The organism is Phytobacter cepae (assembly GCF_054165735.1).
Window position 1 is genome coordinate 4,533,052 of the sequence record NZ_CM135107.1, and the last position, 24,161, is coordinate 4,557,212.

The 24,161-nt window shown below is 53.4% G+C and carries 26 protein-coding genes; 11 read left to right on the plus strand and 15 right to left on the minus strand.

The window, feature by feature from the left end; translation table 11 throughout:
- Nucleotides 1–302: 302 nt before the first annotated feature.
- From lptG to ACUY4Q_RS21240, 3 genes are all read right to left on the minus strand, one after another.
- Nucleotides 303–1,385: an LPS export ABC transporter permease LptG gene (gene lptG / locus ACUY4Q_RS21230; protein WP_458044649.1), complete on the minus strand. Its 1,083-nt coding sequence runs from the start codon at nucleotides 1,383–1,385 to the stop codon at nucleotides 303–305.
- Nucleotides 1,385–2,485, minus strand: a complete 1,101-nt coding sequence (lptF, locus tag ACUY4Q_RS21235) for an LPS export ABC transporter permease LptF (protein WP_458044650.1) — start codon at nucleotides 2,483–2,485, stop codon at nucleotides 1,385–1,387. The genes lptG and lptF overlap by 1 nt, the downstream gene beginning before the upstream one ends.
- 64 nt (nucleotides 2,486–2,549) lie before the next feature.
- On the minus strand, nucleotides 2,550–2,600 hold the full coding sequence (locus tag ACUY4Q_RS21240) for a hypothetical protein (protein WP_458047410.1): 51 nt from the start codon (nucleotides 2,598–2,600) through the stop codon (nucleotides 2,550–2,552).
- A 153-nt stretch (nucleotides 2,601–2,753) separates the two neighbouring features.
- On the opposite strand from ACUY4Q_RS21240, the gene pepA reads away from it, so the two are divergent.
- The 3 genes from pepA (at nucleotide 2,754) to ACUY4Q_RS21255 (ending at nucleotide 7,689) form a co-directional block, all read left to right on the plus strand.
- The gene (gene pepA / locus ACUY4Q_RS21245) at nucleotides 2,754–4,265 is read left to right on the plus strand and encodes a leucyl aminopeptidase (RefSeq protein WP_458044651.1); all 1,512 of its coding nucleotides are present in this window, start codon (nucleotides 2,754–2,756) and stop codon (nucleotides 4,263–4,265) included.
- 125 nt (nucleotides 4,266–4,390) lie between these two features.
- A complete protein-coding gene (gene holC, locus ACUY4Q_RS21250) occupies nucleotides 4,391–4,834 on the plus strand; it encodes a DNA polymerase III subunit chi (protein WP_458044652.1) in 444 nt (147 codons plus the stop codon).
- Nucleotides 4,834–7,689, plus strand: coding sequence for a valine--tRNA ligase (locus ACUY4Q_RS21255; protein ID WP_458044653.1), 2,856 nt, complete (start codon nucleotides 4,834–4,836; stop codon nucleotides 7,687–7,689). Before holC ends, ACUY4Q_RS21255 begins: the two co-directional genes overlap by 1 nt.
- A gap of 117 nt (nucleotides 7,690–7,806) precedes the next feature.
- Here the strand turns inward: ACUY4Q_RS21255 and ACUY4Q_RS21260 are convergent, their stop codons facing one another.
- The gene (locus tag ACUY4Q_RS21260) at nucleotides 7,807–9,009 is read right to left on the minus strand and encodes a YjgN family protein (protein ID WP_458044654.1); all 1,203 of its coding nucleotides are present in this window, start codon (nucleotides 9,007–9,009) and stop codon (nucleotides 7,807–7,809) included.
- A gap of 203 nt (nucleotides 9,010–9,212) precedes the next feature.
- A complete protein-coding gene (locus ACUY4Q_RS21265; protein ID WP_458044655.1) occupies nucleotides 9,213–10,403 on the minus strand; it encodes a YjgN family protein in 1,191 nt (396 codons plus the stop codon).
- Nucleotides 10,404–10,580: 177 nt separating this feature from the next.
- Between ACUY4Q_RS21265 and ACUY4Q_RS21270 the strand changes: the two genes are divergently transcribed.
- Entirely contained in the window at nucleotides 10,581–11,084 is a 504-nt protein-coding gene (locus ACUY4Q_RS21270) for a GNAT family N-acetyltransferase (protein ID WP_458044656.1), read from the plus strand.
- A gap of 48 nt (nucleotides 11,085–11,132) precedes the next feature.
- Here ACUY4Q_RS21270 and miaE read toward each other — a convergent pair whose 3' ends face one another.
- Complete coding sequence (gene miaE / locus ACUY4Q_RS21275; protein ID WP_458044657.1) at nucleotides 11,133–11,897, minus strand: tRNA isopentenyl-2-thiomethyl-A-37 hydroxylase MiaE; 765 nt, start codon at nucleotides 11,895–11,897, stop codon at nucleotides 11,133–11,135.
- Between the two features lie 44 nt (nucleotides 11,898–11,941).
- Nucleotides 11,942–12,364, minus strand: coding sequence for a ribonuclease E inhibitor RraB (rraB, locus tag ACUY4Q_RS21280; protein ID WP_200923777.1), 423 nt, complete (start codon nucleotides 12,362–12,364; stop codon nucleotides 11,942–11,944).
- A gap of 97 nt (nucleotides 12,365–12,461) precedes the next feature.
- Here rraB and argL point away from each other — a divergent pair, with 97 nt between their 5' ends.
- Both argL and argF read left to right on the plus strand, forming a co-directional pair.
- Nucleotides 12,462–12,530: a putative translational regulatory protein ArgL gene (gene argL, locus ACUY4Q_RS21285; RefSeq protein ID WP_408939024.1), complete on the plus strand. Its 69-nt coding sequence runs from the start codon at nucleotides 12,462–12,464 to the stop codon at nucleotides 12,528–12,530.
- Nucleotides 12,527–13,531, plus strand: a complete 1,005-nt coding sequence (argF, locus tag ACUY4Q_RS21290; RefSeq protein ID WP_458044658.1) for an ornithine carbamoyltransferase — start codon at nucleotides 12,527–12,529, stop codon at nucleotides 13,529–13,531. The genes argL and argF overlap by 4 nt, the downstream gene beginning before the upstream one ends.
- An 87-nt stretch (nucleotides 13,532–13,618) precedes the next feature.
- Here argF and ACUY4Q_RS21295 read toward each other — a convergent pair whose 3' ends face one another.
- The 6 genes from ACUY4Q_RS21295 to ACUY4Q_RS21320 form a co-directional block, all read right to left on the minus strand.
- Entirely contained in the window at nucleotides 13,619–14,344 is a 726-nt protein-coding gene (locus ACUY4Q_RS21295) for a GntR family transcriptional regulator (RefSeq protein WP_125125441.1), read from the minus strand.
- Nucleotides 14,345–14,430: 86 nt separating this feature from the next.
- Nucleotides 14,431–15,849 (minus strand): YfcC family protein, encoded by a 1,419-nt coding sequence (locus ACUY4Q_RS21300; RefSeq protein ID WP_458044659.1) that lies wholly within the window; start codon nucleotides 15,847–15,849, stop codon nucleotides 14,431–14,433.
- 68 nt (nucleotides 15,850–15,917) lie between these two features.
- Nucleotides 15,918–17,486, minus strand: a complete 1,569-nt coding sequence (locus ACUY4Q_RS21305) for an amidohydrolase (protein WP_458044660.1) — start codon at nucleotides 17,484–17,486, stop codon at nucleotides 15,918–15,920.
- 89 nt (nucleotides 17,487–17,575) lie between these two features.
- Nucleotides 17,576–18,406, minus strand: coding sequence for a PfkB family carbohydrate kinase (locus ACUY4Q_RS21310; protein WP_458047411.1), 831 nt, complete (start codon nucleotides 18,404–18,406; stop codon nucleotides 17,576–17,578).
- Nucleotides 18,407–18,416: 10 nt separating this feature from the next.
- Nucleotides 18,417–19,391 carry an SIS domain-containing protein gene (locus ACUY4Q_RS21315; protein WP_458044661.1) on the minus strand — a complete coding sequence of 325 codons (975 nt, stop codon included), beginning with the start codon at nucleotides 19,389–19,391 and terminating at the stop codon, nucleotides 18,417–18,419.
- 483 nt (nucleotides 19,392–19,874) lie between these two features.
- Entirely contained in the window at nucleotides 19,875–20,327 is a 453-nt protein-coding gene (locus ACUY4Q_RS21320; protein ID WP_039077728.1) for a YhcH/YjgK/YiaL family protein, read from the minus strand.
- A gap of 276 nt (nucleotides 20,328–20,603) precedes the next feature.
- On the opposite strand from ACUY4Q_RS21320, the gene pyrL reads away from it, so the two are divergent.
- The 5 genes from pyrL to ACUY4Q_RS21345 all read left to right on the plus strand — a co-directional run bounded on the left by pyrL (nucleotide 20,604) and on the right by ACUY4Q_RS21345 (nucleotide 23,198).
- Complete coding sequence (gene pyrL / locus ACUY4Q_RS21325) at nucleotides 20,604–20,750, plus strand: pyr operon leader peptide (protein WP_408939013.1); 147 nt, start codon at nucleotides 20,604–20,606, stop codon at nucleotides 20,748–20,750.
- Complete coding sequence (gene pyrB / locus ACUY4Q_RS21330) at nucleotides 20,743–21,678, plus strand: aspartate carbamoyltransferase (RefSeq protein WP_458044662.1); 936 nt, start codon at nucleotides 20,743–20,745, stop codon at nucleotides 21,676–21,678. Before pyrL ends, pyrB begins: the two co-directional genes overlap by 8 nt.
- A gap of 11 nt (nucleotides 21,679–21,689) precedes the next feature.
- Nucleotides 21,690–22,151: an aspartate carbamoyltransferase regulatory subunit gene (gene pyrI, locus ACUY4Q_RS21335; RefSeq protein ID WP_458044663.1), complete on the plus strand. Its 462-nt coding sequence runs from the start codon at nucleotides 21,690–21,692 to the stop codon at nucleotides 22,149–22,151.
- 101 nt (nucleotides 22,152–22,252) lie between these two features.
- Nucleotides 22,253–22,639 (plus strand): 2-iminobutanoate/2-iminopropanoate deaminase, encoded by a 387-nt coding sequence (gene ridA / locus ACUY4Q_RS21340; RefSeq protein WP_458044664.1) that lies wholly within the window; start codon nucleotides 22,253–22,255, stop codon nucleotides 22,637–22,639.
- Nucleotides 22,640–22,739: 100 nt separating this feature from the next.
- The gene (locus tag ACUY4Q_RS21345; protein WP_458044665.1) at nucleotides 22,740–23,198 is read left to right on the plus strand and encodes a transposase; all 459 of its coding nucleotides are present in this window, start codon (nucleotides 22,740–22,742) and stop codon (nucleotides 23,196–23,198) included.
- Here ACUY4Q_RS21345 and ACUY4Q_RS21350 read toward each other — a convergent pair whose 3' ends face one another.
- Together ACUY4Q_RS21350 and ACUY4Q_RS21355 are read right to left on the minus strand one after the other, a co-directional pair.
- Nucleotides 23,199–23,567 carry a hypothetical protein gene (locus ACUY4Q_RS21350; protein WP_458044666.1) on the minus strand — a complete coding sequence of 123 codons (369 nt, stop codon included), beginning with the start codon at nucleotides 23,565–23,567 and terminating at the stop codon, nucleotides 23,199–23,201.
- A 3-nt stretch (nucleotides 23,568–23,570) separates the two neighbouring features.
- The gene (locus tag ACUY4Q_RS21355; RefSeq protein WP_458044667.1) at nucleotides 23,571–23,984 is read right to left on the minus strand and encodes a hypothetical protein; all 414 of its coding nucleotides are present in this window, start codon (nucleotides 23,982–23,984) and stop codon (nucleotides 23,571–23,573) included.
- Between the last annotated feature and the right edge of the window lie 177 nt (nucleotides 23,985–24,161).

A 24,161-nucleotide genomic window follows, 5' to 3' on the forward strand; every position in this document is an offset into this window, starting at 1 on the left:
ACAAGAACGGATTTTACTGAGGAGGTATTTGTGCGGTCTGATGCCCTCACCCCACCCCTCTCCCACGGGGAGAGGGAGAAAACACTAAAAACGACAACGAACGTTGCCGTTTTGCTTTTACCTTGTGCGGTCTGATGCCCTCACCCCACCCCTCTCCCACGGGGAGAGGGAGAAAACACTAAAAACGACAACGAACGTTGCCGTTTTGCTTTTACCTTGTGCGGTCTGATGCCCTCACCCCAACCCTCTCCCACGGGGAGAGGGAGAAAAGCGGGATGCCCTCTCCCATCGGGAGAGCAAAGCTAGTTCTTGCGCATCAACAACCAGAGGCTAATCAGCAAGAACGACGCGCTAGGCAGCAGCGCGCCGATAATCGGCGGGATGCCATACACCAGGGTCAGCGGGCCAAAAATCTGGTCCAGCACGTAGAACACAAAGCCGAAGCTGATGCCCGTCACCACGCGCACGCCCATAGGCACACTGCGCAGCGGGCCGAAAATAAACGACAGGGCCATCAGCATCATCACCGCCACTGACATCGGCTGGAAGATTTTGCTCCACATGTTGAGCTGGTAACGCCCGGAATCCTGACCGCTCGACTTAAGGTATTTCACATAGTTGTGAAGACCACTGATAGAGAGCGCATCCGGGTCCAGCGCCACCACGCCCAGTTTGTCTGGCGTGAGGTTGGTCTTCCAGGTGCCGGTCAGCGTCTGCGCGCCTGTCACCTGTTTCGGATCGGTGAGATTGGACTCATCCACCTGCGAGAGTCGCCAGACCTTGTGGTCCTTATCGAATTTTGCGGTGGCCGCATAGCGCACCGACTGCAAACGACGCTGGTCATTGAAAGCATAAATGCTTACGCCGCCCAGTTCGTCATCGCCTTTAACACGTTCGATATAGACAAAGCTGTTGCCGTCTTTTGCCCATAACCCTTGTTGCGTGGAGAGCAGCGAGCCGCCGTACATGGACTGCGCACGCTGGTTACGCGCCATCTGCTCACCCTGCGGGGCCACCCATTCGCCAATCGCCATGGTCAACAGCACCAGCGGGATAGCGGTTTTCATCACCGACAGCGCCACCTGCATACGGGTGTAGCCGGAGGCCTGCATCACCACCAGTTCGCTGCGCTGGGCCAGCATACCGAGGCCCAACAGGGCGCCGAGCAGTGCCGCCATCGGGAAGAAGATCTGAATGTCTTTTGGCACGCTGAGGATGGTATAGAGCCCAGCCCCCAGCGCGTCGTAACTCCCCTGCCCGGCTTTTTTCAGCTGGTCGACAAACTTGATGATGCCGGAGAGCGACACCAGCATGAACAGCGTCATCATGATGGTGGTGAAAATGGTTTTACCGATATAGCGGTCGAGTACGCCAAACGCCTGCATTATACCGCTCCTCTGCCCATCATGCGGGCGCGTATCCGACGCATCGGCACCGTATCCCACAGGTTCAGGGCAATCGCCAGCGCGAGGTACGCCAGGTTAACCGCCCACATCCAAATCAACGGATCAATTTTTCCTTTCGCGGCATTGGATCTCAGGGAGGTCTGCAGCAGGAAGAACACCAGATAAAGCAGCATGGCAGGCAGCATTGAGAGCACGCGGCCCTGGCGCGGGTTCACCACGCTCAACGGCACCACCATCAGCGCCATCATAAACACGGTGAAGATGAGCGTCAGACGCCAGTGGAACTCTGCCTGCGCGCGCGGGTTCTCGGTGCGCCACAGGGTGCCGAGCTTCATCTGTTCGGTGTCGTCCGGGTCCAGCGCAACGGCCTGGTGGCCGATAATCGCCTGGTAATCTTTGAAATCGGTAATACGGAAATCACGCAGCAGCGCGGTACCTTCAAAGCGGGTCCCCTGGTTTAAGGTCACCACCTGAGAGCCGTCTTTCATCTGCGCCAGGTGACCGGAGTCCGCGACCACGACCGACGGGCGCGCGTTGCCTTTCGGGCGCAGCTGCGCGAGGAAGACCTCGTGGAACTGGCTACCCTCAACGCTCTCAATAAACATCACCGAGTTGCCGTCAGAGGCCTGCTGGAACTGGCCCTGCGCCAGCGCCGCCATGCCGGGGTTGGCTTTGGCGTCGGCCAGAACCACTTCCTGATGGCGCGATGACCATGGGCTGAGCCACATGACGTTAATCGCCGCCACCGCCCCGGTCAGCAGCGCTAGAATCATTGCCGCTTTGACCAGCACCGCCCGGCTCAGGCCACAGGCGTGCATAACGGTAATTTCACTCTCAGTATAAAGTTTACCCAGCGTCATCAGGAGGCCGAGGAACAGACTCAGAGGCAGTATAAGTTGCGCCATTTCAGGCACGCCGAGACCCAGTAGCGAGAGCACCAGATTCGTAGGGATTTCGCCGTCGACCGCTGCACCAAGGATCCTGACCAGTTTCTGACAGAAGAAGATCAGAAGCAGGATGAAAAGGATCGCAAGCTGGCTTTTAAGCGTCTCCCGCGCAAGATATCTTATGATTATCACTTTACATTACGCCCGTAAAAACCAGTCTTTTTACTGGAAAATCGCTTGTTTCATGGCTTAAACGTCATTTATTCTCTTGAGTCGTCGAAATCATCGCTAAGCGTATTATACTCAGCGATTAAACGTATCCGACCCCGATCTGACGTGCCGAAACCCAAGTAACGTTAAGATTAACACGAAGTCACCGCAACAGCGGTTATGAGTTACGAAAGCTTGCAATTCTATCCGTAGCTGCCGCTGTTGTCTTTAAGATTCAGGAGTGTAGTGCATGGAGTTCAGTGTAAAAAGCGGTAGCCCCGAGAAACAGCGGAGTGCCTGCATCGTTGTGGGTGTTTTTGAGCCGCGCCGCCTCTCTCCGATTGCCGAGCAGCTCGACAAAATCAGCGACGGATACATCAGCGCCCTGCTGCGCCGTGGCGAACTGGAAGGCAAACCGGGCCAGACCCTGTTGCTGCACCATGTGCCTAACGTTCTCTCCGAGCGTATTTTGTTGATTGGTTGCGGTAAAGAACGCGAGCTGGATGAACGCCAGTACAAACAGGTCATTCAGAAAACCATCAATACGCTTAATGATACCGGTTCAATGGAGGCCGTCTGCTTCCTGACCGAGCTGCACGTTAAAGGTCGCAACACCTACTGGAAAGTTCGCCAGGCGGTGGAGACGGCAAAAGAGTCGCTCTATAGCTTTGATCAGTTGAAAACCAACAAGAGCGAGCCACGTCGTCCGCTGCGTAAAATGGTCTTCAACGTACCCACCCGTCGTGAACTGACCAGCGGTGAACGTGCCATTCAGCACGGTCTGGCGATTGCTGCGGGCATCAAAGCCGCGAAAGATCTGGGCAATATGCCGCCAAATATCTGTAACGCCGCTTACCTGGCCTCTCAGGCACGTCAGTTGGCAGACTCTTACAGCAAAAACGTAATTACCCGTGTCATTGGCGAGCAGCAGATGCGCGAGCTGGGCATGCACTCTTACCTGGCGGTCGGCAACGGTTCTCAAAACGAATCCCTGATGTCGGTGATTGAGTACAAAGGCAACCCGTCTGAAGACGCGCGCCCGATTGTGCTGGTCGGCAAAGGGCTGACCTTTGACTCCGGCGGCATCTCCATCAAACCTGCCGAAGGCATGGATGAGATGAAGTACGACATGTGCGGTGCGGCGGCGGTATACGGCGTGATGCGTATGGTCGCCGAGCTACAGTTGCCAATCAACGTGGTGGGTGTGCTGGCAGGATGTGAAAACATGCCTGGCGGTCGCGCTTATCGTCCAGGCGATGTACTGACCACCATGTCCGGCCAGACCGTTGAAGTGCTTAACACCGATGCCGAAGGCCGTCTGGTGCTGTGCGACGTGCTGACCTACGTTGAGCGTTTCGAGCCGGAAGCGGTTATCGATGTGGCGACCCTGACCGGTGCCTGCGTGATTGCCCTGGGCCATCACATTACCGGGCTGATGTCGAACCACAATCCGCTGGCGCACGAGCTGATCGGTGCTTCTGAGCAGGCGGGTGACCGCGCGTGGCGTCTGCCGCTCGGCGATGAGTACTACGACCAGTTAGACTCCAATTTTGCCGATATGGCGAACATTGGCGGGCGTCCGGGCGGTGCCATTACCGCAGGCTGCTTCCTGTCACGCTTTACCCGTAAGTACAACTGGGCCCACCTGGATATCGCCGGTACCGCATGGCGTTCCGGGAAAGCCAAAGGAGCGACCGGTCGTCCTGTTGCTCTGCTGTCGCAGTTCCTGCTGAACCGCGCAGGCTTTAACGGCGAAGAGTAAGCAAAATCCCCCTCACCCTAACCCTCTCCCCCAAGGGGCGAGGGGACGGTTTTCTCCCTCTCCCTTGAGGGAGAGGGCTGGGGTGAGGGTGTACGGTTTAAATCCACCACAAGAAGCCCCATATCATGAAGAACGCCACGTTTTATCTTCTGGACAACGACACCACCGCCGATGACCTCAGTGCCGTCGAGCAACTGGTGTGTGAGATTGCCGCAGAACGTTGGCGCAATGGCAAACGCGTATTGATTGCCTGCGAAGATGAGCAACAGGCTATGCGCCTCGACGAAGCGCTGTGGGCAAGACCAACGGAAAGTTTTGTGCCGCATAACCTGGCGGGGGAAGGTCCACGGGGCGGTGCGCCAGTGGAAATCGCCTGGCCGCAAAAGCGCAACAGCAGCGCCCGCGATGTGCTCATCAGCTTACGCACAAACTTTGCAGATTTTGCCACCGCTTTCACAGAAGTGATAGACTTTGTCCCTTACGAAGACTCTCTGAAACAACTGGCTCGCGAGCGCTACAAAGCCTATCGCATGGCTGGTTTCAACCTGAACACGGCAACCTGGAAATAATGGAAAAGACATACAACCCACAAGATATCGAACAGCCGCTTTACGAGCACTGGGAAAAGCAGGGCTACTTCAAACCGAATGGCGATGAAAGCCAGGAAAGCTTCTGCATCATGATCCCGCCGCCGAACGTCACCGGCAGTTTGCATATGGGTCATGCCTTCCAGCAAACCATCATGGATACCATGATTCGCTACCAGCGCATGCAGGGTAAAAATACGCTGTGGCAGGCCGGTACCGACCACGCAGGTATCGCTACCCAGATGGTGGTTGAGCGTAAAATTGCCGCTGAAGAAGGGAAAACCCGCCACGATTACGGTCGCGACGCCTTTATCGACAAAATCTGGCAGTGGAAAGCAGAATCCGGCGGCACCATTACCCGCCAGATGCGCCGTCTCGGCAACTCTGTTGACTGGGAGCGCGAGCGCTTCACCATGGACGAAGGCCTCTCCAATGCCGTAAAAGAAGTCTTCGTCCGTCTGTACAAAGAAGACCTGATTTACCGTGGCAAACGCCTGGTGAACTGGGACCCGAAACTGCGCACCGCGATTTCCGACCTGGAAGTAGAAAACCGCGAGTCCAAAGGGTCGATGTGGCACATCCGCTACCCGCTGGCGGACGGTGCAAAAACCGCTGATGGCAAAGATTATCTGGTGGTCGCCACCACCCGCCCGGAAACCCTGCTGGGCGATACCGGCGTGGCCGTAAACCCGGAAGATCCGCGCTATAAAGACCTGATTGGCAAATTCATTGTCCTGCCGCTGGTGAACCGCCGTATTCCCATCGTGGGCGACGAACACGCCGACATGGAAAAAGGCACCGGCTGCGTGAAAATCACCCCGGCGCATGACTTTAACGACTACGAAGTAGGTCGTCGTCATCAGCTGCCGATGATCAACATTCTGACCTTCGACGGCGATATCCGTGAAAGCGCAGAAGTGTATGACACCAAAGGTGAAGAGTCTGACGTCTACGAAAGCACAATTCCAGCGCAGTTCCAGAAGCTGGAACGCTTTGCCGCACGTAAAGCGGTGGTGGCTGAAATCGATGCCCTGGGCCTGCTGGAAGAGATTAAACCGCACGACCTGACCGTTCCGTACGGCGACCGTGGCGGCGTGGTCATTGAACCGATGCTGACCGACCAGTGGTACGTGCGCGCTGACGTGCTGGCGAAACCGGCGGTGGAAGCGGTTGAGAACGGTAGCATCCAGTTCGTACCCAAACAGTACGAAAACATGTACTTCTCCTGGATGCGTGATATTCAGGACTGGTGTATCTCCCGTCAGCTGTGGTGGGGTCACCGCATCCCGGCCTGGTACGACGAAGCAGGCAACGTTTACGTGGGCCGCACCGAAGCCGAAGTGCGTCAGGAAAATAACCTGAGCGCTGATGTTGCCCTGCGCCAGGACGAAGACGTGCTCGACACCTGGTTCTCCTCTGCCCTGTGGACCTTCTCGACCCTCGGCTGGCCGGAAAACACCGACGCCCTGCGTCAGTTCCACCCAAGCAGCGTGATGGTCTCTGGCTTCGACATCATCTTCTTCTGGATCGCCCGCATGATCATGATGACCATGCACTTCATCAAAGACGAAAATGGCAAGCCGCAGGTGCCGTTCCATACCGTCTACATGACCGGTCTGATTCGTGATGACGAAGGCCAGAAGATGTCCAAATCCAAGGGGAACGTGATTGACCCGCTGGATATGGTTGATGGTATTTCGCTGGCGGATCTGCTGGAAAAACGCACCGGCAACATGATGCAGCCGCAGCTGGCTGAGAAAATTGCCAAACGCACCGAGAAACAGTTCCCGAACGGCATCGAGCCGCACGGTACTGACGCCCTGCGCTTCACCCTGGCGGCACTGGCCTCGACCGGTCGCGACATCAACTGGGACATGAAGCGCCTGGAAGGTTACCGTAACTTCTGTAACAAGCTGTGGAACGCCAGCCGCTTCGTGCTGATGAACACCGAAGACCAGGATTGCGGCTTCAACGGCGGTGAAATGGTGCTCTCGCTGGCGGACCGCTGGATCCTCGCGGAATTCAATCAGACCGTGAAAGCCTACCGCGAAGCGCTGGATAACTTCCGCTTCGACATCGCGGCAGGCATCCTTTACGAATTCACCTGGAACCAGTTCTGTGACTGGTATCTGGAGCTGACCAAGCCGGTGATGACCGGGGGCGCTGAAGCGGAGCTGCGCGGTACGCGCAACACGCTGGTGAACGTGCTGGAAGCGCTGCTGCGTCTGGCGCACCCAATCATTCCATTCATCACTGAAACCATCTGGCAGCGCGTGAAAGTGCTGAAAGGCATTACCGACGACACCATCATGCTGCAGCCTATCCCGCAGTACGATGCCTCTCAGGTTGATGAAGCAGCCGCAGCCGATACCGAATGGATGAAGCAAGCGATTATTGCGGTACGTAACATCCGTGCAGAGATGAACATCTCTCCGGGTAAACCGCTTGAACTGCTGCTGCGCGGTTGCAGCAAGGATGCGGAGCGTCGCGTGAACGACAACCGCAGCTTCCTGCTGAACCTGGCGCGTCTGGACAGCATCACCGTCCTGCCTGCTAACGAGAAAGGCCCGGTTTCGGTGACCAAGATTGTTGACGGTGCCGAGCTGCTGATCCCGATGGCGGGTCTCATCAACAAGGAAGATGAGCTGGCGCGTCTGGCGAAAGAAGTGGCGAAGATTGAAGGTGAGATTGGCCGCATCGAAGGCAAACTGTCCAACGAAGGCTTTGTGGCCCGTGCACCGGAAGCGGTGATTGCCAAAGAGCGTGAGAAGCTGGATGGCTACGCCGAAGCGAAAGCGAAGCTGATTGAGCAGCAGGCCGTTATCGCCGCGCTGTAATCAGAGTGCATATGAAAAAGCCGGGCTATCGAAGCCCGGCTTTTTTTATCGCTACATTCCGGTAAAACTCACCGTTGGCCGGATAAGGCGTTTTATGCCGCCATCCGGCTCAGTAACTTAGAACACCGCCGGGAAGAAGGACAACCCACGCGCCAGCAGGTTCGCCGGGTCTTTCGCCGGTTGCTGACCGTGGTTTTCCAGCGTCAGATTCTGCAACTCACCGTGCACATGCGTGTTTTCCAGCACATAGCGGGTAAAACGGACTTTCGCCCACGGCCAGGCGAGGAACAGCGTAATCATGCACACCAGCGCGTTGGTGATCGACAGCCACATCACACGGCCAATCGTAACCGTTGAGGAGAAACGAATCGTTCCCGCCAGGCTCACCTGCGAATAGATATAGTTACGCATTTTCACGAAGGCGAAGATAAAGCAGAAAATCGCCCCGAAGATATAGATAAAGTACGCCAGCGCCATTTTGCCGTAGAACGGCCCGGCCAGCATTGCCAGTTGCTCAGGATCGCCACCGACCATGGAGGAGTACTGAATCAGGGTGATAAACGCCGGAACAACAATAAACAGCGCCAGCGCCAGGAACGGGAACAGCAGCAGCATGGAGAACAGCGCAATCAAAATGCACTTCTTCATGGAGAAGGTGCCGGCAAATTTCTGCGTACCGTACTGCAGATTATTGACCAGCATGCCGTACCACTGCGCAGTGTAGACACCCTGCATAACGGCCATGCCCACCAGTAATCCCAACGAGCCAAGACCGATACCAATAAAGATAGCCGTATACGATCCACTGCCAATCGTGCTGCTCATCAGTAAGGAGAAGATAAGCACGGATGCCACCATAATTAACAGCGGGCACCCCAGCATCACCCACCAGGCACGCAGTGGGCTGGCGTAGAAGCTAAAACGGACATTGTTAATTTCCGTCATTAGCATTTGATAACGCAGACCTTGCGTCACCAGCCATGGGAAGAAAATTAAAAATAACCCTATCATGCAAAGGGATAACAGGACGTTATTGTGGACCATGTTAACCAAAAAGATGACATACAGCACCACCAGGCAGAGCCAGCCAACAAATACTGAACTGCCGGTCGCATGATAGGAAAAACGCGCCCCTTCCAGCTCCGTATGGGCATAGAAATAACGGCGAGCGCGCACTAATGCCCAGGGTAAAAACAGGCCCATCGTGACGATAGTCAGTAAAATATTAACCAGCCAGATCCAGAAATAGCCGGCACCGCTCCCCTGGAATGCAAAATTCCGTGAGGGGGCAGCCGCCGCACCTTGCGTTTCGAAAGTCATAACAATCCTTATCGTAAATAGAACAACACTCAATAAGCCATAGAAATATTACGGTATTTTTATTGCCGTTATTAATTTTAGTAAACTTTGTACCAAAAATGTAGCGACCAATATTACTGGTCTTGTCAGTACTGCCGGGAGATGGTATGGCGGTGAAGCGAAGAGAGAAATAAAGGCCGGAATGTGCACCGGCCTGAGCATCATTAAATAAAAGGAACCACTGGCATCACGCCGCGAGAGAGTGTCGCAACAAACCCTTTTTCAATCTTTTCACAATGGTCGGTCAGTTCCAGGCTGTTGAGATCCCCCTCTACCCAGGAATGGCTGGCCTGGTAGCGAATGAACCGCATCTTCATCCACGGATAGGCTAACCCGCAGGTGATCATTGATACAAACACCAGCAGCAGCAACTGCACCACTACCCCATGGAACGTCAGAGTAGAGGCAAAGCGGATGCGCCCGTCTGCCAGGGAAAGACCGTTCATGAAGTGGTTGCGGAAAGCCTGCCAGATATAGGCAGAAGAGAGCAGGATTGCGCCCAGATAGAGCATATAGCACAACAGTATCTGTCCTGGATACTGAGAAATGACCTCATCGCCTGCGCCATTCATCACACGCAGCATCCCCATGCTGCTAAACGAGGTGGAGAGTAAGTAAAACATCAGACCGAGAAAGGGAATCAAAATGCACAGTGAAAACAAGCAGGCTTTAATGCAGTACTTTGTGCTAACGCGAATATCAAATTTATGTACCCCAAACTGCCCGCCTTTGCCGGTAAGCGATATCCATTTGGCATAGACATAGCCGTTGGTGACGCTCATACCGACAATACCTAGAATCGCCAGTACAATAATTTTCACCAGAAAACCGTCAAAGTTATATCCACTGAACATCATACTGCCGAGGCCAAATAATACTGCGCATAAAATAATGAGTAACAGAGTGGGTAACCCCATCATTATCCACCATGCACTTTTCATCGAGCAGTGAAAAGCAAAGCGGACGCTATTCAGCGTGGTCATCAACGCATTATATTGCAGGCTTTTTACCATCAGGAACGGCATCACCAGCATCACAATAAATACCGCTAAGGAGCCAGCCACCGGATGGAGGACTTCTGCGACGAAGATGACAATAAACATAATTATTGAGGTGAGTAGCCAGCTCAGAAACAGCGCGCCGCCCTTTGCGTGGTAACCAAAGCGCGCGCCGTTGAGTTCCAGATGTTCATAGACGTAACGGCGGGAGCGCACCATCGCCCAGGGCACGTAAATACCCAGAGTAATTACTGACAGCAGAATATTGACTAACGAAATTAAAAAATAGTCTAAACCTTTACCATGAAATATAAACGATTGCCGTGCATTATTCCTGAAACGGATATCTCCGTGCATAAAAACATCATCCTTAAATATAAATATTGATTTGATAAATAATGATTATCACTTCCGTGAGCGCGCTACGATAACGCATCGCCAGCTTAATACCAGTCGAATTAAACAGCTTGCGCCTACTTTCAGAGAATGTTATTAAATATGCCAATAAATGAGTTTGTATTATTGAGCGTATGTATGAATGTAGTGGCTAAAGAGAGCGTGGCATTACGCCGGATGACGGCTAAAGATAATGCCGCCATCGCCTCCGTCATCCGTCAGGTTTCTGCTGAATACGGTCTTACCGCCGATAAAGGCTATACCGTCGCCGACCCCAATCTGGACGAGCTATATCAACTCTATAGCCAGAAAGGGGCTGCCTACTGGGTGGTTGAGTTTGAGGGCGTGGTCGTGGGCGGCGGCGGCGTGGCCCCGTTAAGCTGTAGCGAACCGGATATCTGCGAGTTGCAAAAGATGTACTTTCTGCCTTCAGCACGCGGACGCGGGCTGGCCAAAAAGCTGGCGCTTCTCGCGCTGGATCATGCCCGCGTGCAGGGGTTTACCCGCTGTTATCTGGAAACAACGGAATTCTTAAAAGAGGCAATTGGCCTGTACGAGCATCTTGGCTTTAAGCACATCAGTGAGCCGCTCGGCTGCACCGGACACGTGGATTGCGAAGTGCGGATGTTAAAAACGTTGTAATTGCGCCCTCTCTCGCGTTCGACGGGAGAGGCGAATCCCTTACTGATTTTACGAGTCCACCGGCACGCCGCTGTGAAAACGAAACTCTGTGTCCGGCATACTGATTAGCGCCGCTTCCACTTCGCCGAAATGGCGGATCCGGGGCGTAATGTCACTCTTCGATACCCGCTGAGCAAGGGTGAGGTAATCCTCATAATGGCGGGCTTCAGATCGCAGCAGTGACAGGTAGAACTTTTGCAGCCCGTCATCCAGCCAGGGCGCCAGTGCCGCAAAGCGTTCGCAGGAGCGCGCTTCGATATACGCACCGCAAATCAGTTTGTCGATAAGGGTCAGCGGCTCGTGGGTACGCACCTCTTTCAGCATGCCTTTGGCGTAACGACTGGCGGTGATTTTCACATAGGGAATATGGCGGGCGGCCATGGCTTCACGTACCTGCCAGAAATGGTGCAACTCCTCTTTAATTAACAACACCATGCTGTCAATTAATGACTGCCCCCACGGATCGTCCGTTTTGGGCATCGCGCCTTTGGCTACCTGCTTCTGCAACAGATTAAAATCGGGTTCTGGCCCTTCACGAAAGGCGAACGCCTCGTAGGGTTTCAGCCACGCCAGCAGCGTATCCGCACCTTCTTTATCCGCAACGTATTTACGCACCAACAGCATGGCCGTTTGCGCTGCTTTCAGCTCGCAGATCAGATGGTCAGTCAGGAGCAGAGGAAGATTCGCCGGGTCGCGCGCTTTGTCTATCCAGGCCTGGGGGGTAGTGCAGTGGAGAAAATGTAAAACCGGGGAGAGAATCTGGGGGTAATCCATGCCTGTTCCTTGCAGTGCGGCAGCCGAAGCTGCCGCAGGGGGACTTAGTGACGCACGCCGTCGTCGTCTTCATCCTCAAAATCTTCATCATCTTCGTCGCCGTCTTCGCCGTTCGGGTCTTCGTAGTACGTGCCCCAACCGTCGTATTCGACTTCAAATTTTTCAGCCAGATCCATCAGTTGCACAACCTGAGCATCGATCAGATCCGCATTCAGCGCGCTTTCGGAAAGCAGGTCGCAGCAAATGACCACTTCGCCCTCTTCCAGCTCCAGCTCTTCTGGCTCAGTCACTTCATAGCCCATCTTAAAGGCTTCGACCGCGACTTTTTCCAGCGTTTCAAAATCATCTGCCGAAAGATGATGCTCAATGGTATACAGCGCATCAGGATCGCTGCCGTCTTCCAGCAATTCTTCAATAATCAAACGCGTCTCTTCGCGCTGCTCTTCCAGTTGTTCCGGGTTCGCCATGGCTCATTCCTCATAATGTGGCAGATAGACTTATTGTCACATACCGCCGCCAATGCCTCCACTCCCCGGCGAAAAGATTTATTCATAGCGCTTGCAAATGAATATTCATACATATAAATTGAATTTTAATTCAATAAGTGGCCTGAGCCAGGTGAGGGAACCATGACGACGTTTTACCAGAAGCATTTTTTGAAATTACTCGATTTTACCCCTGCTGAAATTCATACCCTGCTGCAGCTTGCCGCCAAACTAAAATCAGATAAGAAAAAAGGCCAAGAAGTACAGAAACTTACCGGTAAGAACATCGCGCTCATCTTCGAAAAAGACTCCACTCGCACCCGGTGCTCTTTCGAAGTTGCCGCATTTGATCAGGGCGCTCGCGTCACTTATCTCGGCCCAAGCGGTAGCCAGATCGGGCATAAAGAATCAATTAAAGATACCGCCCGGGTCCTGGGCAGAATGTACGACGGTATACAGTATCGCGGTTACGGTCAGGAAATCGTCGATACACTGGCTGAATTTGCCGGGGTTCCGGTATGGAATGGCCTGACCAACGAGTTCCACCCGACGCAATTGCTGGCGGATTTGTTGACCATGCAGGAACACCTGCCAGGCAAAGCGTTTAATGAAATGACGCTGGTTTATGCAGGCGACGCGCGGAACAACATGGGCAACTCCATGCTGGAAGCGGCGGCTATGACCGGGCTGGATTTACGCCTCGTCGCCCCGACAGCCTGCTGGCCGGAAGCCGGTCTGGTAGCGAAGTGTAAAGCGCTGGCGGAGAAAAACGGTGGCAATATTACACTGACCGAAGATGTTGCTGCGGGCGTCAAAGGGGCAGACTTTATCTACACCGACGTGTGGGTATCGATGGGCGAGGCGAAAGAGAAGTGGGCCGAGCGCATTAACCTGCTGCGTGCTTACCAGGTAAATAGCCAGATGCTGACGCTGACCGGTAACCCGGATGTGAAGTTCCTGCACTGCCTGCCAGCTTTCCATGACGACCAGACGACGCTTGGCAAGAAAATGGCCGAAGAGTTCGGTCTGCACGGCGGAATGGAAGTGACCGACGAGGTATTTGAATCGTCGGCCAGTATTGTGTTTGATCAGGCGGAAAACCGGATGCACACCATCAAAGCGGTGATGGTCGCGACCCTGGCTCAGTAATCATTTCCACGGCGCGCTACGCCTACCGTGGCGACACTCAGGCGTAGCCCGGATAAGCGCAGCGCATCCGGGAGAATCACCCGCATCTCAAAAATTGAATTTATACCGCTCGGCAACGATAAGCTGCTCGCCGTAGTGAATAGGCTGGTAGTCGGCATCCAGAATCAGCGTCTTCATTAAAAACAGCGGCTCTCCGAGCGGCTGTTCCAGCAACGTTGCCGTCTCGCCGTGGGCGCGCACCATCTCCACGGTGGTTTCCCCGGCATGGGTCGGGCGAATCGCGTACTTTTCGCGTAAAAGCTGATACAACGAACCGCTCAGATCTTCCTGCTGTAAAAAACCAAATCGCTTGAGCGAGTAGTAGTTATTCTCCAGCATCAAAGGTTGGTCCCCCGCGCGACGCAGGCGTTGAATATAGAGCAACGAGTCGTCGTCAGCTAAGCGCAGCGCTTCGCGAACATGGTGATAATCGTCGAGGATAGCGGTACGCAGCACCTTGCTGGCGGTAGTCAGATGGCTACTGTCACAGGCATCGGTAAAGCTCAGCAGATGCACCACTTTACGTTCAATCTTCGGCAGACAAACAAAGGTACCCTTTCCCTGTTTCTTAACCAGATAGCCTTCGTCCACCAGCTCTTTAATAGCGTTACGCACCGTCACACGGCTAATGTCATACAGCTCGCTCAGCTCAACTTCGGTGGGTATTTTCGCCCCTTCCGCAAGTTTGCCGGAGGAGATATCGCTGAGGATTTTATCCTTCAACTGTCTGTATAGCGGGACAGCGGTATGCTGTTGCAGTCCATTACTCAACATCGCGTATTCACCAACAGGGCCATTGATTTGAACCCGGATTATAGTCGATGCGCGCACGGCAAACTATGCCGGCGCGCATAGCGCGGTTAAACCCAGGCGGAGATGGCCGCAAAAATGGCGCTGGTGATCCACAGCAGCGGAAACAGGCGCATAATCACCCGCAGCCACTGACCAAACCCTACGCGCGCAATCGACAACCCGGCCAGCAGTACACCGCCGGTGGGCGAAATAAGATTGGTCAGCCCGTTACCAAATTGATAGGCCATCACCATCGCCTCTTTATTGATATTAACCAGATCGCCCAGCGGTGCGAGCACCGGCATGGTTAACGCCGCTTCCCCCGAAGAGGACGGCACGAAGAAGGTGATGATGTTATGGCTCAGCAGCATCAGCGTCGTAAAAGCATACTGCGGCAAACCATCCAGCATTTCCGACAGGCCATAGAGCAGGGTGTCGATGATTTTGCCGTTTTCCGCCACCACCAGAATGCCGCGCGCCAGGCCGATAACGACCGCGGCATAGACAAACTCTTTGCAGCCATCAACAAAGCTTTCCGCCACATCGCTCACAGACATTCTGCTGACGATACCGGCAAACAGCCCCAGCGCTAAAAAGACGGTACCAATCTCCACCATATACCAGCCACGGGTGATGAGCCCCCAAGAGATAACCGCCAGCGCGAGTACAAAGGCGATGATGATCAACCGGTCACTCAGCGAGAAGTGTACCGTTCCTGTCTGCTCTCCCATAAACAGCGTGCGGTTCTGGGAGTCGCTTTCATACGACGGTGATTTGCTCGGATCACGCTTCACGCGATGGGCGTACCACATGGTGAAGATAATCGACATCGCGGTAAAAACCACCCAGGCAATGGCGCGCAGCCAGAGCTGTGGGTTGCCCTGAATACCGGCAACGCCCTGGGCGATAAGCACGGAAAAGGGGTTGGTCATCGCGCCGACGTAGCCAATCTGCGTCCCCAGAAACAAGATCAAAATGGCGGTGAGGGAGTCATAGCCCAGTGCGAACATCAGTGAAATGAAGATGGCATAGAGCGGAATGACCTCTTCGCTCATGCCGAAAGTCGCACCGCCCAGGCTGAACAGCGTCATAGACAGCGGAATCACCAGAATCCCTTTGCCTGCCAGCCGCCGCGCCAGCGCAAGCAGGCCGCGCTCAATGGCGCCGGTCCGCATAATGATGCCAAACGCGCCACCGACTATCAGCACAAAGGCGATCACATCGGCTGCTTTAATGATGCCTTCTAAGGGAGCGGCAAGAATGGCCGAAAGTCCCTGCCGTAAGTCACCATCAGTGGTGACTTTTTCAAGTACATGATAAGAGCCGGGCACCACCAGGCTTTTGGTCTCGCCACCCGGTAAAGTGACCGCGTGATAGTCAAAGCTGCCGCTGGGGATGCACCACGTGAAAACGGCAACCACAACAATGATAAAAAAGATCAGAGCGTAGCAGTGGGGTACGGCCCATTTTATTGTTGGAATACGCATAATCTGCCTCGGTAAGAATTCGCTTTATCGCCTGTCATCACGTCGTCTGTGCGCGTGAAGGCGGGCGTCTATAAAACATCGTGTGTTGTACGGCCATCCATCAGGGTCAGCACCACTCGCGCGTTACGCACTTCATCATCGGCACAGGTGAGCAGGTTGCGGTCGAACACGGCAATATCCGCGCGCTTGCCCACGGCCAGACTTCCGGTCTGTGCCCCCATGCCATGCTGAACGGCGGCGTTGATGGTCCAGGCTTTCAGAAGCTGTGTTCGCGTCATTCCGTGTTCGCGATACCACCCTTCTGGTGGCGAACCATCGGCAAAATGGCGACAGCAGGCCGCATAGATCGCATCGGGAATACTGGGGATAAACAGCGGCAAATCGGTGCCGATGGTCACCAGAACCCCGGCATTGAACAGCGCGGCATAGTTAAAGAACTGCCTCTCCCTGGCTTCGCCTCCGCGCTCACGCATATAGGCGTCAGACGCGCTCTGATTAAGCAGCAGTATCTGCGCGTAGACCTCAGCAGAAAGGTCCAGTGCGGCAAGACGTGGGATATCGTCCGGATGCGGGCACTCGAGATCGCTTAAGGCGTGATGGCGCACTCGGGGAGGATTGGCGCGGTGACATTCAGCGAAAATATCGATGCAATGACGTATGGCGGCATCCCCTTCGGCGTTCAGGCAGCAATTAAGCCCAAGCCGGTCGGCTTCCAGCACCTGTTGGCGCAATACCGCGTAATCCACCGGTTTTTCGTTATGCGTGTGCGGCCGGTCGGTATAAGGCTGCAACATATCGCCGGTGTAATCGGCAATCACGCCATCCACCATAAATTTAAAGCCATGAAAACGCAGCCGGTAAGAGTGAAAACGGTCACGCGCCTGGCGGGCAAAAGTAAAATTAGCGGCGCTGGCCACTGGCTCACTGACCAGGCTGACGCGCAGTGACAGTTCATCATTCGCCTCAAGCCCGGCCCAGGCGTCCAGCAGCGCGGGGGCATCATCAAAACAGACATCTTTAATTGCCGTTATACCGCGCGTCGCCAGCATCGCCATAAAGGCGCGCAACTCTTCTTTTACCTGCCCCACGTCGTTAAGCATTTCTGTAAGCAGGTGCACACGTGCCTCCGCGCTACAGTCGTCAGGCGTGAACCCGTAGCGAGCGATCGCTGCCTGATTCATCCAGCAATAGCTCTTGTCACTATTAATCGCGACCACCGGGCGATGGGGAAAAGCGTCGTCAAGTTCTGCACTGTCAGGCAACGCTCCCCACTGCGCCGCAGACCAGCCCCACGCGTACAGGCTTTTTCCGGCAGGCAGACCCTGCTCCGCTTTTTTGAGCAGCGTTAGTGCCGCCGCGCTAGTGTTTGTGGCGCTAAGATCTACGCCGCGATGCATGCTCATATACCCCGTGAAAAAGGTGTGATTATCACAAAAACCAGGACAAATTAGCCGCTCGCCAAGATCGCGAAAATGGGTAGTGGGGCCGCGCCACGGGCGAATATCTTCATCGTTTGCAAGTATCGCTGAAATAACGCCGTGGCTTATAACAATATATCCAGAAAATAATTCATCGCTGTCGGCAGTAAATATATTATCCGACCGCAGAATAAGATCGGCAGTATGATATTCAGGCATAACTCTTTCCTTATTGGGGAAAAAGCGCAAAACCGCGCCCCTTCCCCTCATAAAATGAGCGAAATAAAAACCTATTTAGATAGCGTTATTTAATAGCGAACACCGTAGCCGAAAGCCCCCTCTTTGAGGCAGATTTTCGCCGAAAATAATGCGGCTTGCTTAAGGCTTGCAGGAATCGCTTCTTCATCCGGGGTATTTGTCTGTGCAAGATAATGGCACAGGAAGGCGGTAATAAACGCGTCGCCTGCCCCCATCGTATCCACAGGCGTGACATATTCCGGGGCCTGTTGATACCACTGCTTGCCATCAAACAGAATTGCCCCTTCGCTGCCACGCGTGGCACAGACAATCCGACTGCCGCTATTGTGCGCCTGCTGAATAATGCCTCGCGTCTGCTCAAGGCTGTAATCAGCGCAGGAGAAAAAGGCAAAGTCGACATACTGACAAAGCGGCAACGCCTCTTCGAGCACAAAATCATCCGAGAAGTCATACGAGACGGGCACACCCAGTTGCTGTAATGCCGGAAGCTGTTCTTCCATATAGCTATAACAACCGCTGTGTATGAGAGAATATTCCCGCAGATAGTCCGTATGATGGAAAATAAAATCCATTGAAGTTGTTTTACGAATACCTCCGGCATTTGATCCGAGAAATATTCGCTCGCCATTCTCTATTTTAAGCTGCGCACAACCATTCTCCCCGGAGACATATAAACAGTGCGGATGTTTGACACCCAGTTCGTCCAGTACGGAAATAACATGTTTTGCCGCGCTGTCATTGCCAAAAATGCCCAGATACGCCGCTTCATAGCCCAGCATAGAGGCATAAGCTGCAAAATTAAGCGCATTGCCGCCTGGGTACATCGTACGAATATGGGCATACTGATCGACGACATTATCGCCAACGCCTATGACTTTCATCATGCTCTCCTTAATACGCGACCTGTCCCATATAGCGACGTGTTTCCAGCGGGTGTTGACGAATATCCGCCAGCGCCGAACGATATTCACACATAATGCTGTAGAACAGCACCGGGTTAAAGAACTCCACGACGCGGGGAGGAAGTACGCCAATACCCAGCTCTTTTGCATCAACCACTTCCACTTTTTCTGCGTAGGTGGAAAGGAAAGCGTTAGCCCGCTCATCCATCACGCGGGTGCGACCTTCGTTCATCAGTAAGATAAACGGCGTCTCTTTATCGGTCACTTCAAACGGCCCGTGGAAATATTCGCCGGAGTGGATGGGCGCGGCGTGCAGCCACTGCATCTCCATTAACGAACAAATGGCGAAGCCGTAAGCATGGCCATAAGACGCACCGCTGGAAAGGATATAAAACAATTTTTCGTCCTGATAACGACGGGCAAAGCGCTGGCAGCGGTCAGCCACCTGTTGACGCGCTTTTGCAATAACGCCGTTGATTTGTTCCATGCCCTGCTGAAAATCCGCATAAGCCGCATACCCTTCCACCTGATTGAGTACCTCGACGCACAGGCTGAGGATAATCGCCATCGGGTTATCAACGACATTGGTATCGTTGCCCCAGGCATACAGAATATTATGGCTGGCGTGCTGAATAAGCTTCGCCTGTTCGTTGTGGGTCAGGGTCACGGTTTGCGCCTGATGCGCACGCGCCAGTTCTGCCGCCGCGACCGATTCCGGCGTATTGCCGCCGTGCGAACAGACAATGACCAGTGAGTTTTCACTGAGGGTTTTCGGGGTGGCATAAACAAATTCATTCGCGGTGTACATGCCCACATGCAGCGTGGTGGCTTCGCTGTCGAAGAAGTATTTTGCCGGATACATATCCACCAGCGAACCGCCACATGCCACCAGAAACACCTGGCGAATCCCACCATTGTCTTTAACATTGGCCGCCAGTTTTTCAATAATTTCTTTGATATTCATAACGTTGAAAATCTCCACATAAGTTAGACGCAGGGATATTGAATTCGGGATAACATTAATACGTTATAATACGTATTAATGAGATCGCCATCATGTTTTCGTTATGCGATGTGGTAAGGGGAAGCCAGGCAGGGAGGGAGAGTGGAAAGTCAGATTCGTTGGGTGCGCTGTTCGTGTAGCTCTGATAAGGGGTAGAGGGGTAGCCGGATGTTTTCCCGGGTGTGCATGCGCTTACCCGGGCTACGACCGGTTTTCTCCCTCTCCCCCCGGGGAAAGGGCCAGGGTGAGGGGGAAAATGCGGCTCGGGAGGTGGGTTCCGTTCACCTTATGTTCATGGCGAAATGGATCTCCGGACACGTGAACGGGTAAAGAGGAACACCGCGTTCCCCTTTACAATCCCCGCGGCCCCGCAAAGAAATCGGTGCTTCGCACTGCGATCGCTCCCCTCGCCCCGGTAGGATGAGGGGAAACGGGTAACGCGAGTCAGGCTACTAAAACCTTCACAACCACTTTACGCACCTGTGCGGGCGCGCCCACGGCACACAGCGGTTTATGGACTTCTCCTGGGTAGAACACCACAAAATCCCCTTCGCTCAGCACCACCGTTTTTTCCTGGCCGCCTTCCGGCAGGAATGCGATATCTTTATCTGCCAGCCAGTCGGTGTCCGGCGCGCCTGCGGGCAGCGTACTGAATGTCATCCCTTCCTGACCTTTGAGCACAATCTGGATATCCAGATAACGGGCGTGATATTCCGCGCGGCGCTCGGCAAACGGCTGAGTCATGTCTTCAGAAACGAGATAAAACAGGTTATTACCGTCAATATCATGCTTCCCGGTCGGGGTGGCATCCGTCACGTGAGCTTTGACGTGTTCAATGGCCTGGCGCAGCTCTTCCGGCAGCCAGCTCTGTAGGTGGTGAATGTTGCCAACGATCATAGCTATCTCCTCAAGATAAAACATCGTTTCATTTTTAGCTTTTTATACGGAAAAATGACGATGCTCACCACCCCTTTTTACCGAAGAGTTGCGCTTGCGCATGTTTATTCCACCAGATGGTCAGTACAACTATTCACACGCATACAAAATAATTAGTTATTTATTAAATATGCATTTATATGCAAATAAACCGATTGCCTGACGCAAATATTGCATTAATCGCTTGAAACCGAAAAGTAGCTGAGTATAATCGCGGACAATTTGCCGGGAGGAAGCATGGTCCAGTGTGTTCGACATAATGTCCCTGGGCGTCTGAAAAAGGACGCAGGCCTGCCGTTTTTCTTCCCAGTGATCACCCCATTCCACAGCCCCTCTATTGAGGGGCTTTTTTTTGCGCAGTCGTCAGGAGATAACCATGGCTAATCCGCTATATCAAAAACATATCATTTCCATAAACGATCTCAGCCGCGAAGAACTTGAACTGGTGCTGAACACTGCCGCCCGACTGAAAGCCAACCCGCAGCCGGAGTTACTCAAGCACAAAGTGATCGCCAGCTGCTTCTTTGAAGCCTCTACCCGAACTCGCCTGTCATTTGAGACCTCCATCCATCGCCTGGGGGCGAGCGTGGTCGGCTTCTCGGACAGTAGCAACACATCGCTCGGCAAGAAGGGCGAAACCCTGGCGGACACCATCTCCGTCATCAGCACCTATGTGGATGCGATTGTCATGCGCCACCCGCAGGAAGGGGCCGCACGTCTGGCGACCGAGTTCTCTGGCGGCATCCCTATCCTTAACGCCGGCGACGGCGCGAATCAGCACCCAACGCAAACCCTGCTCGATCTGTTCACCATTCAGGAGACCCAGGGCCGGCTGGAAAACCTCAATATCGCCATGGTCGGCGACCTGAAATATGGTCGCACCGTGCACTCACTGGCGCAGGCGCTGGCGAAATTTAACGGCAACCGGTTCTACTTTATCGCCCCGGATGCGCTGGCAATGCCGCAGTACATTCTCGACATGCTGGATGAAAAAGGGCTGGCCTGGAGCATTCACGCCAGCATTGAAGAGGTGATGAGTGACGTCGACATTCTCTATATGACCCGCGTGCAGAAAGAGCGCCTGGACCCGTCGGAATACGCCAACGTGAAGGCGCAATTCATTCTGCGTGCCAGCGACCTGACCGGAGCGCGTAGCAATATGAAGGTACTGCACCCGCTGCCGCGCGTGGATGAAATCACCACCGATGTCGATAAGACCCCACACGCCTGGTACTTCCAGCAGGCGGGCAATGGCATCTTTGCGCGCCAGGCGATACTGGCACTGGTTCTGAATAGTGATTTGGCTCTGTAGGGGAAAAAGAGATGACACACGACAATAAACTCCAGGTTGAAGCCATCAAACGTGGCACCGTGATTGACCATATTCCGGCTCAGATCGGCTTTAAGCTGCTGACCCTGTTCAAGCTGACCGAAACCGACCAGCGCATCACCATCGGTCTGAATCTGCCGTCCGGAGAGATGGGCCGCAAGGATCTGATCAAAATTGAAAATACCTTCCTGACCGACGAGCAGGTCGATCAGCTGGCGCTGTATGCCCCGCTGGCGACGGTGAATCGCATCGACAATTACGATGTGGTGAGTAAGTCGCACCCGAAACTGCCGGAGCGTATCGACAGCGTGCTGGTCTGCCCGAACAGCAACTGCATCAGCCATGCTGAGCCGGTGGCATCCAGTTTTGCCGTGAAAAAACGCGCGAATGATATCGCCCTGAAGTGCAAATATTGCGAGAAAGAGTTTGCCCATGCGGTGGTACTGCGCGGTTAATCGCGCGCCAAGGTGAACAAACGGGGTCATCAGGCATGCAACTTAGAGCATGATGGGTATAATGACCCCGACCTTTTTACCGCTGTTCTTCAGGAGATAACATGACCAAAACTATCGCGACGGAAAATGCACCTGCAGCAATCGGCCCTTATGTTCAGGGCGTTGATCTTGGCAGCATGATCATCACCTCCGGTCAGATCCCGGTGGATCCAAAAACCGGAAGCGTACCGGAAGACGTTGCAGCCCAGGCGCGCCAGTCGCTGGAAAACGTGCAGGCCATCGTCGAAGCCGCTGGTCTGAAAGTGGGTGATATTGTTAAAACAACGGTATTCGTGAAAGATCTGAATGATTTCGCTACCGTTAACGCCACTTACGAAGCTTTTTTCACCGAGCACAACGCAACCTTCCCGGCGCGCTCCTGCGTAGAAGTGGCCCGTCTGCCGAAAGATGTGAAGATCGAGATCGAAGCCATCGCCGTTCGCCGCTAATCTCTGTCTGAAGGGTAATCCGGGTCGAGGCCTGGATTATCTTTTATCCGAACGCCCCTGTTTTCAGCCCCTAAACCGCTCTCGCCATGGAGGGAGATGAATGGCTCAAGCGCGCTTTACCGAAGAGCAAATTGCCGCCTTTCTCCAGCAGACAAAAAGCGGCACCCCGGAAAAAGAACTGTGCGAGACGCATGGCTTTAGCATGAGCACGCTTCGCCGCTGGCAGGAACGCCATGCCCAGCACATCCGCAGTGAATTAAAAAAGATGGAAACCACGGCATCGTTCGTCTTTCTCGGCTTCCTGGTTGCCTCCGTGATGCTGGCACTGATCTTCTCAAAGGCCGTCGCGATCTGGACGATCCCCCTTTTCCTGTTTTACTGCGTGAGTTACATCTGCCGCTACCGCGCACTGTCTGCAAAACACATTAAAAAAGAGAACACCTTCCTCGCCCGCTCTGGCGTGGGGGCGAGTAATGCGTTTTACCTGTTTTGCTGGACCATCCTGCTTCTGGTTTTCGGCTCACTGGGATATGGGTTGATCCAGCTTGTTTTTAAATAATTAGCCTGAACAGTCAGTAAAGGAATAAACCAGTACTTTTCCATTGTTATTTAAAGTCACCACTCCCATTGCAAAGTCATCAATCGTCCAGTTATACAGTTCCATTGGGTTTGTAGTTTGAGATTCAATATATTTAGAGAGACAAACTCGACCTGCAATCCAATTTATTCTGGAGCGATAAACATTCATCTTCAGCACATCAGCATCTTCATTTCGCACTCTTTCCAGTGTGGAAATCATTTCATTGTCGATTCTGAAGCTGACAATATCGTTATACCGCTGGGCTGAACCAATAAAAAAAAGACAAACCATCATAACCAGCAGTAAAAAAATAAGGCTTCCACTGAATTGCCGTAGAAAATAACTCACAGCTTATGCTCCCCATGAGAAAACATAACCCGATGTACCGATAAGGGCTTTATTGTGCTCCAGACATTTAATGGCGCCCCATTTCTCTCTGGCTGTCTGAATGTTACTTTCGTACCCAATAGTCTGGTGACGATATCTGTAAGGCTGAAAGGGGCTGGCAAGGGCGATGCTAATTTCTCTTACCATGACTTTCCCTGATGATTTTTCCAGATAAACGTATAGTCCATGCCTGGAGAGCTCATCTGCGTAATGGAAACGTGATTGATCATTACGGCACCATTGCACGGCCACCAGTTCACTGCTTTCACGTACAAAATCCCAGCAAGCGCAAATCACATAGAGCATATAAAAAAAAGCAGCAACCGTAACGATGCGGACTATCTTCGACAGCAAAAAGGCATACCCACGTTCAGTCATGCCATTTAACCTCGGTCTCAATCGTGCCAAATATGTTGAACTCTCTGGCCAGACACTGTTGATGAAAATCGCCGCGTAATAACAACACGATTGAATTTATATTAATCATGAAAAGACCAATAGCGGTAATAATTATTCTATTACGCTAACACCACTATTTGAGCTGTTCTGATAAGT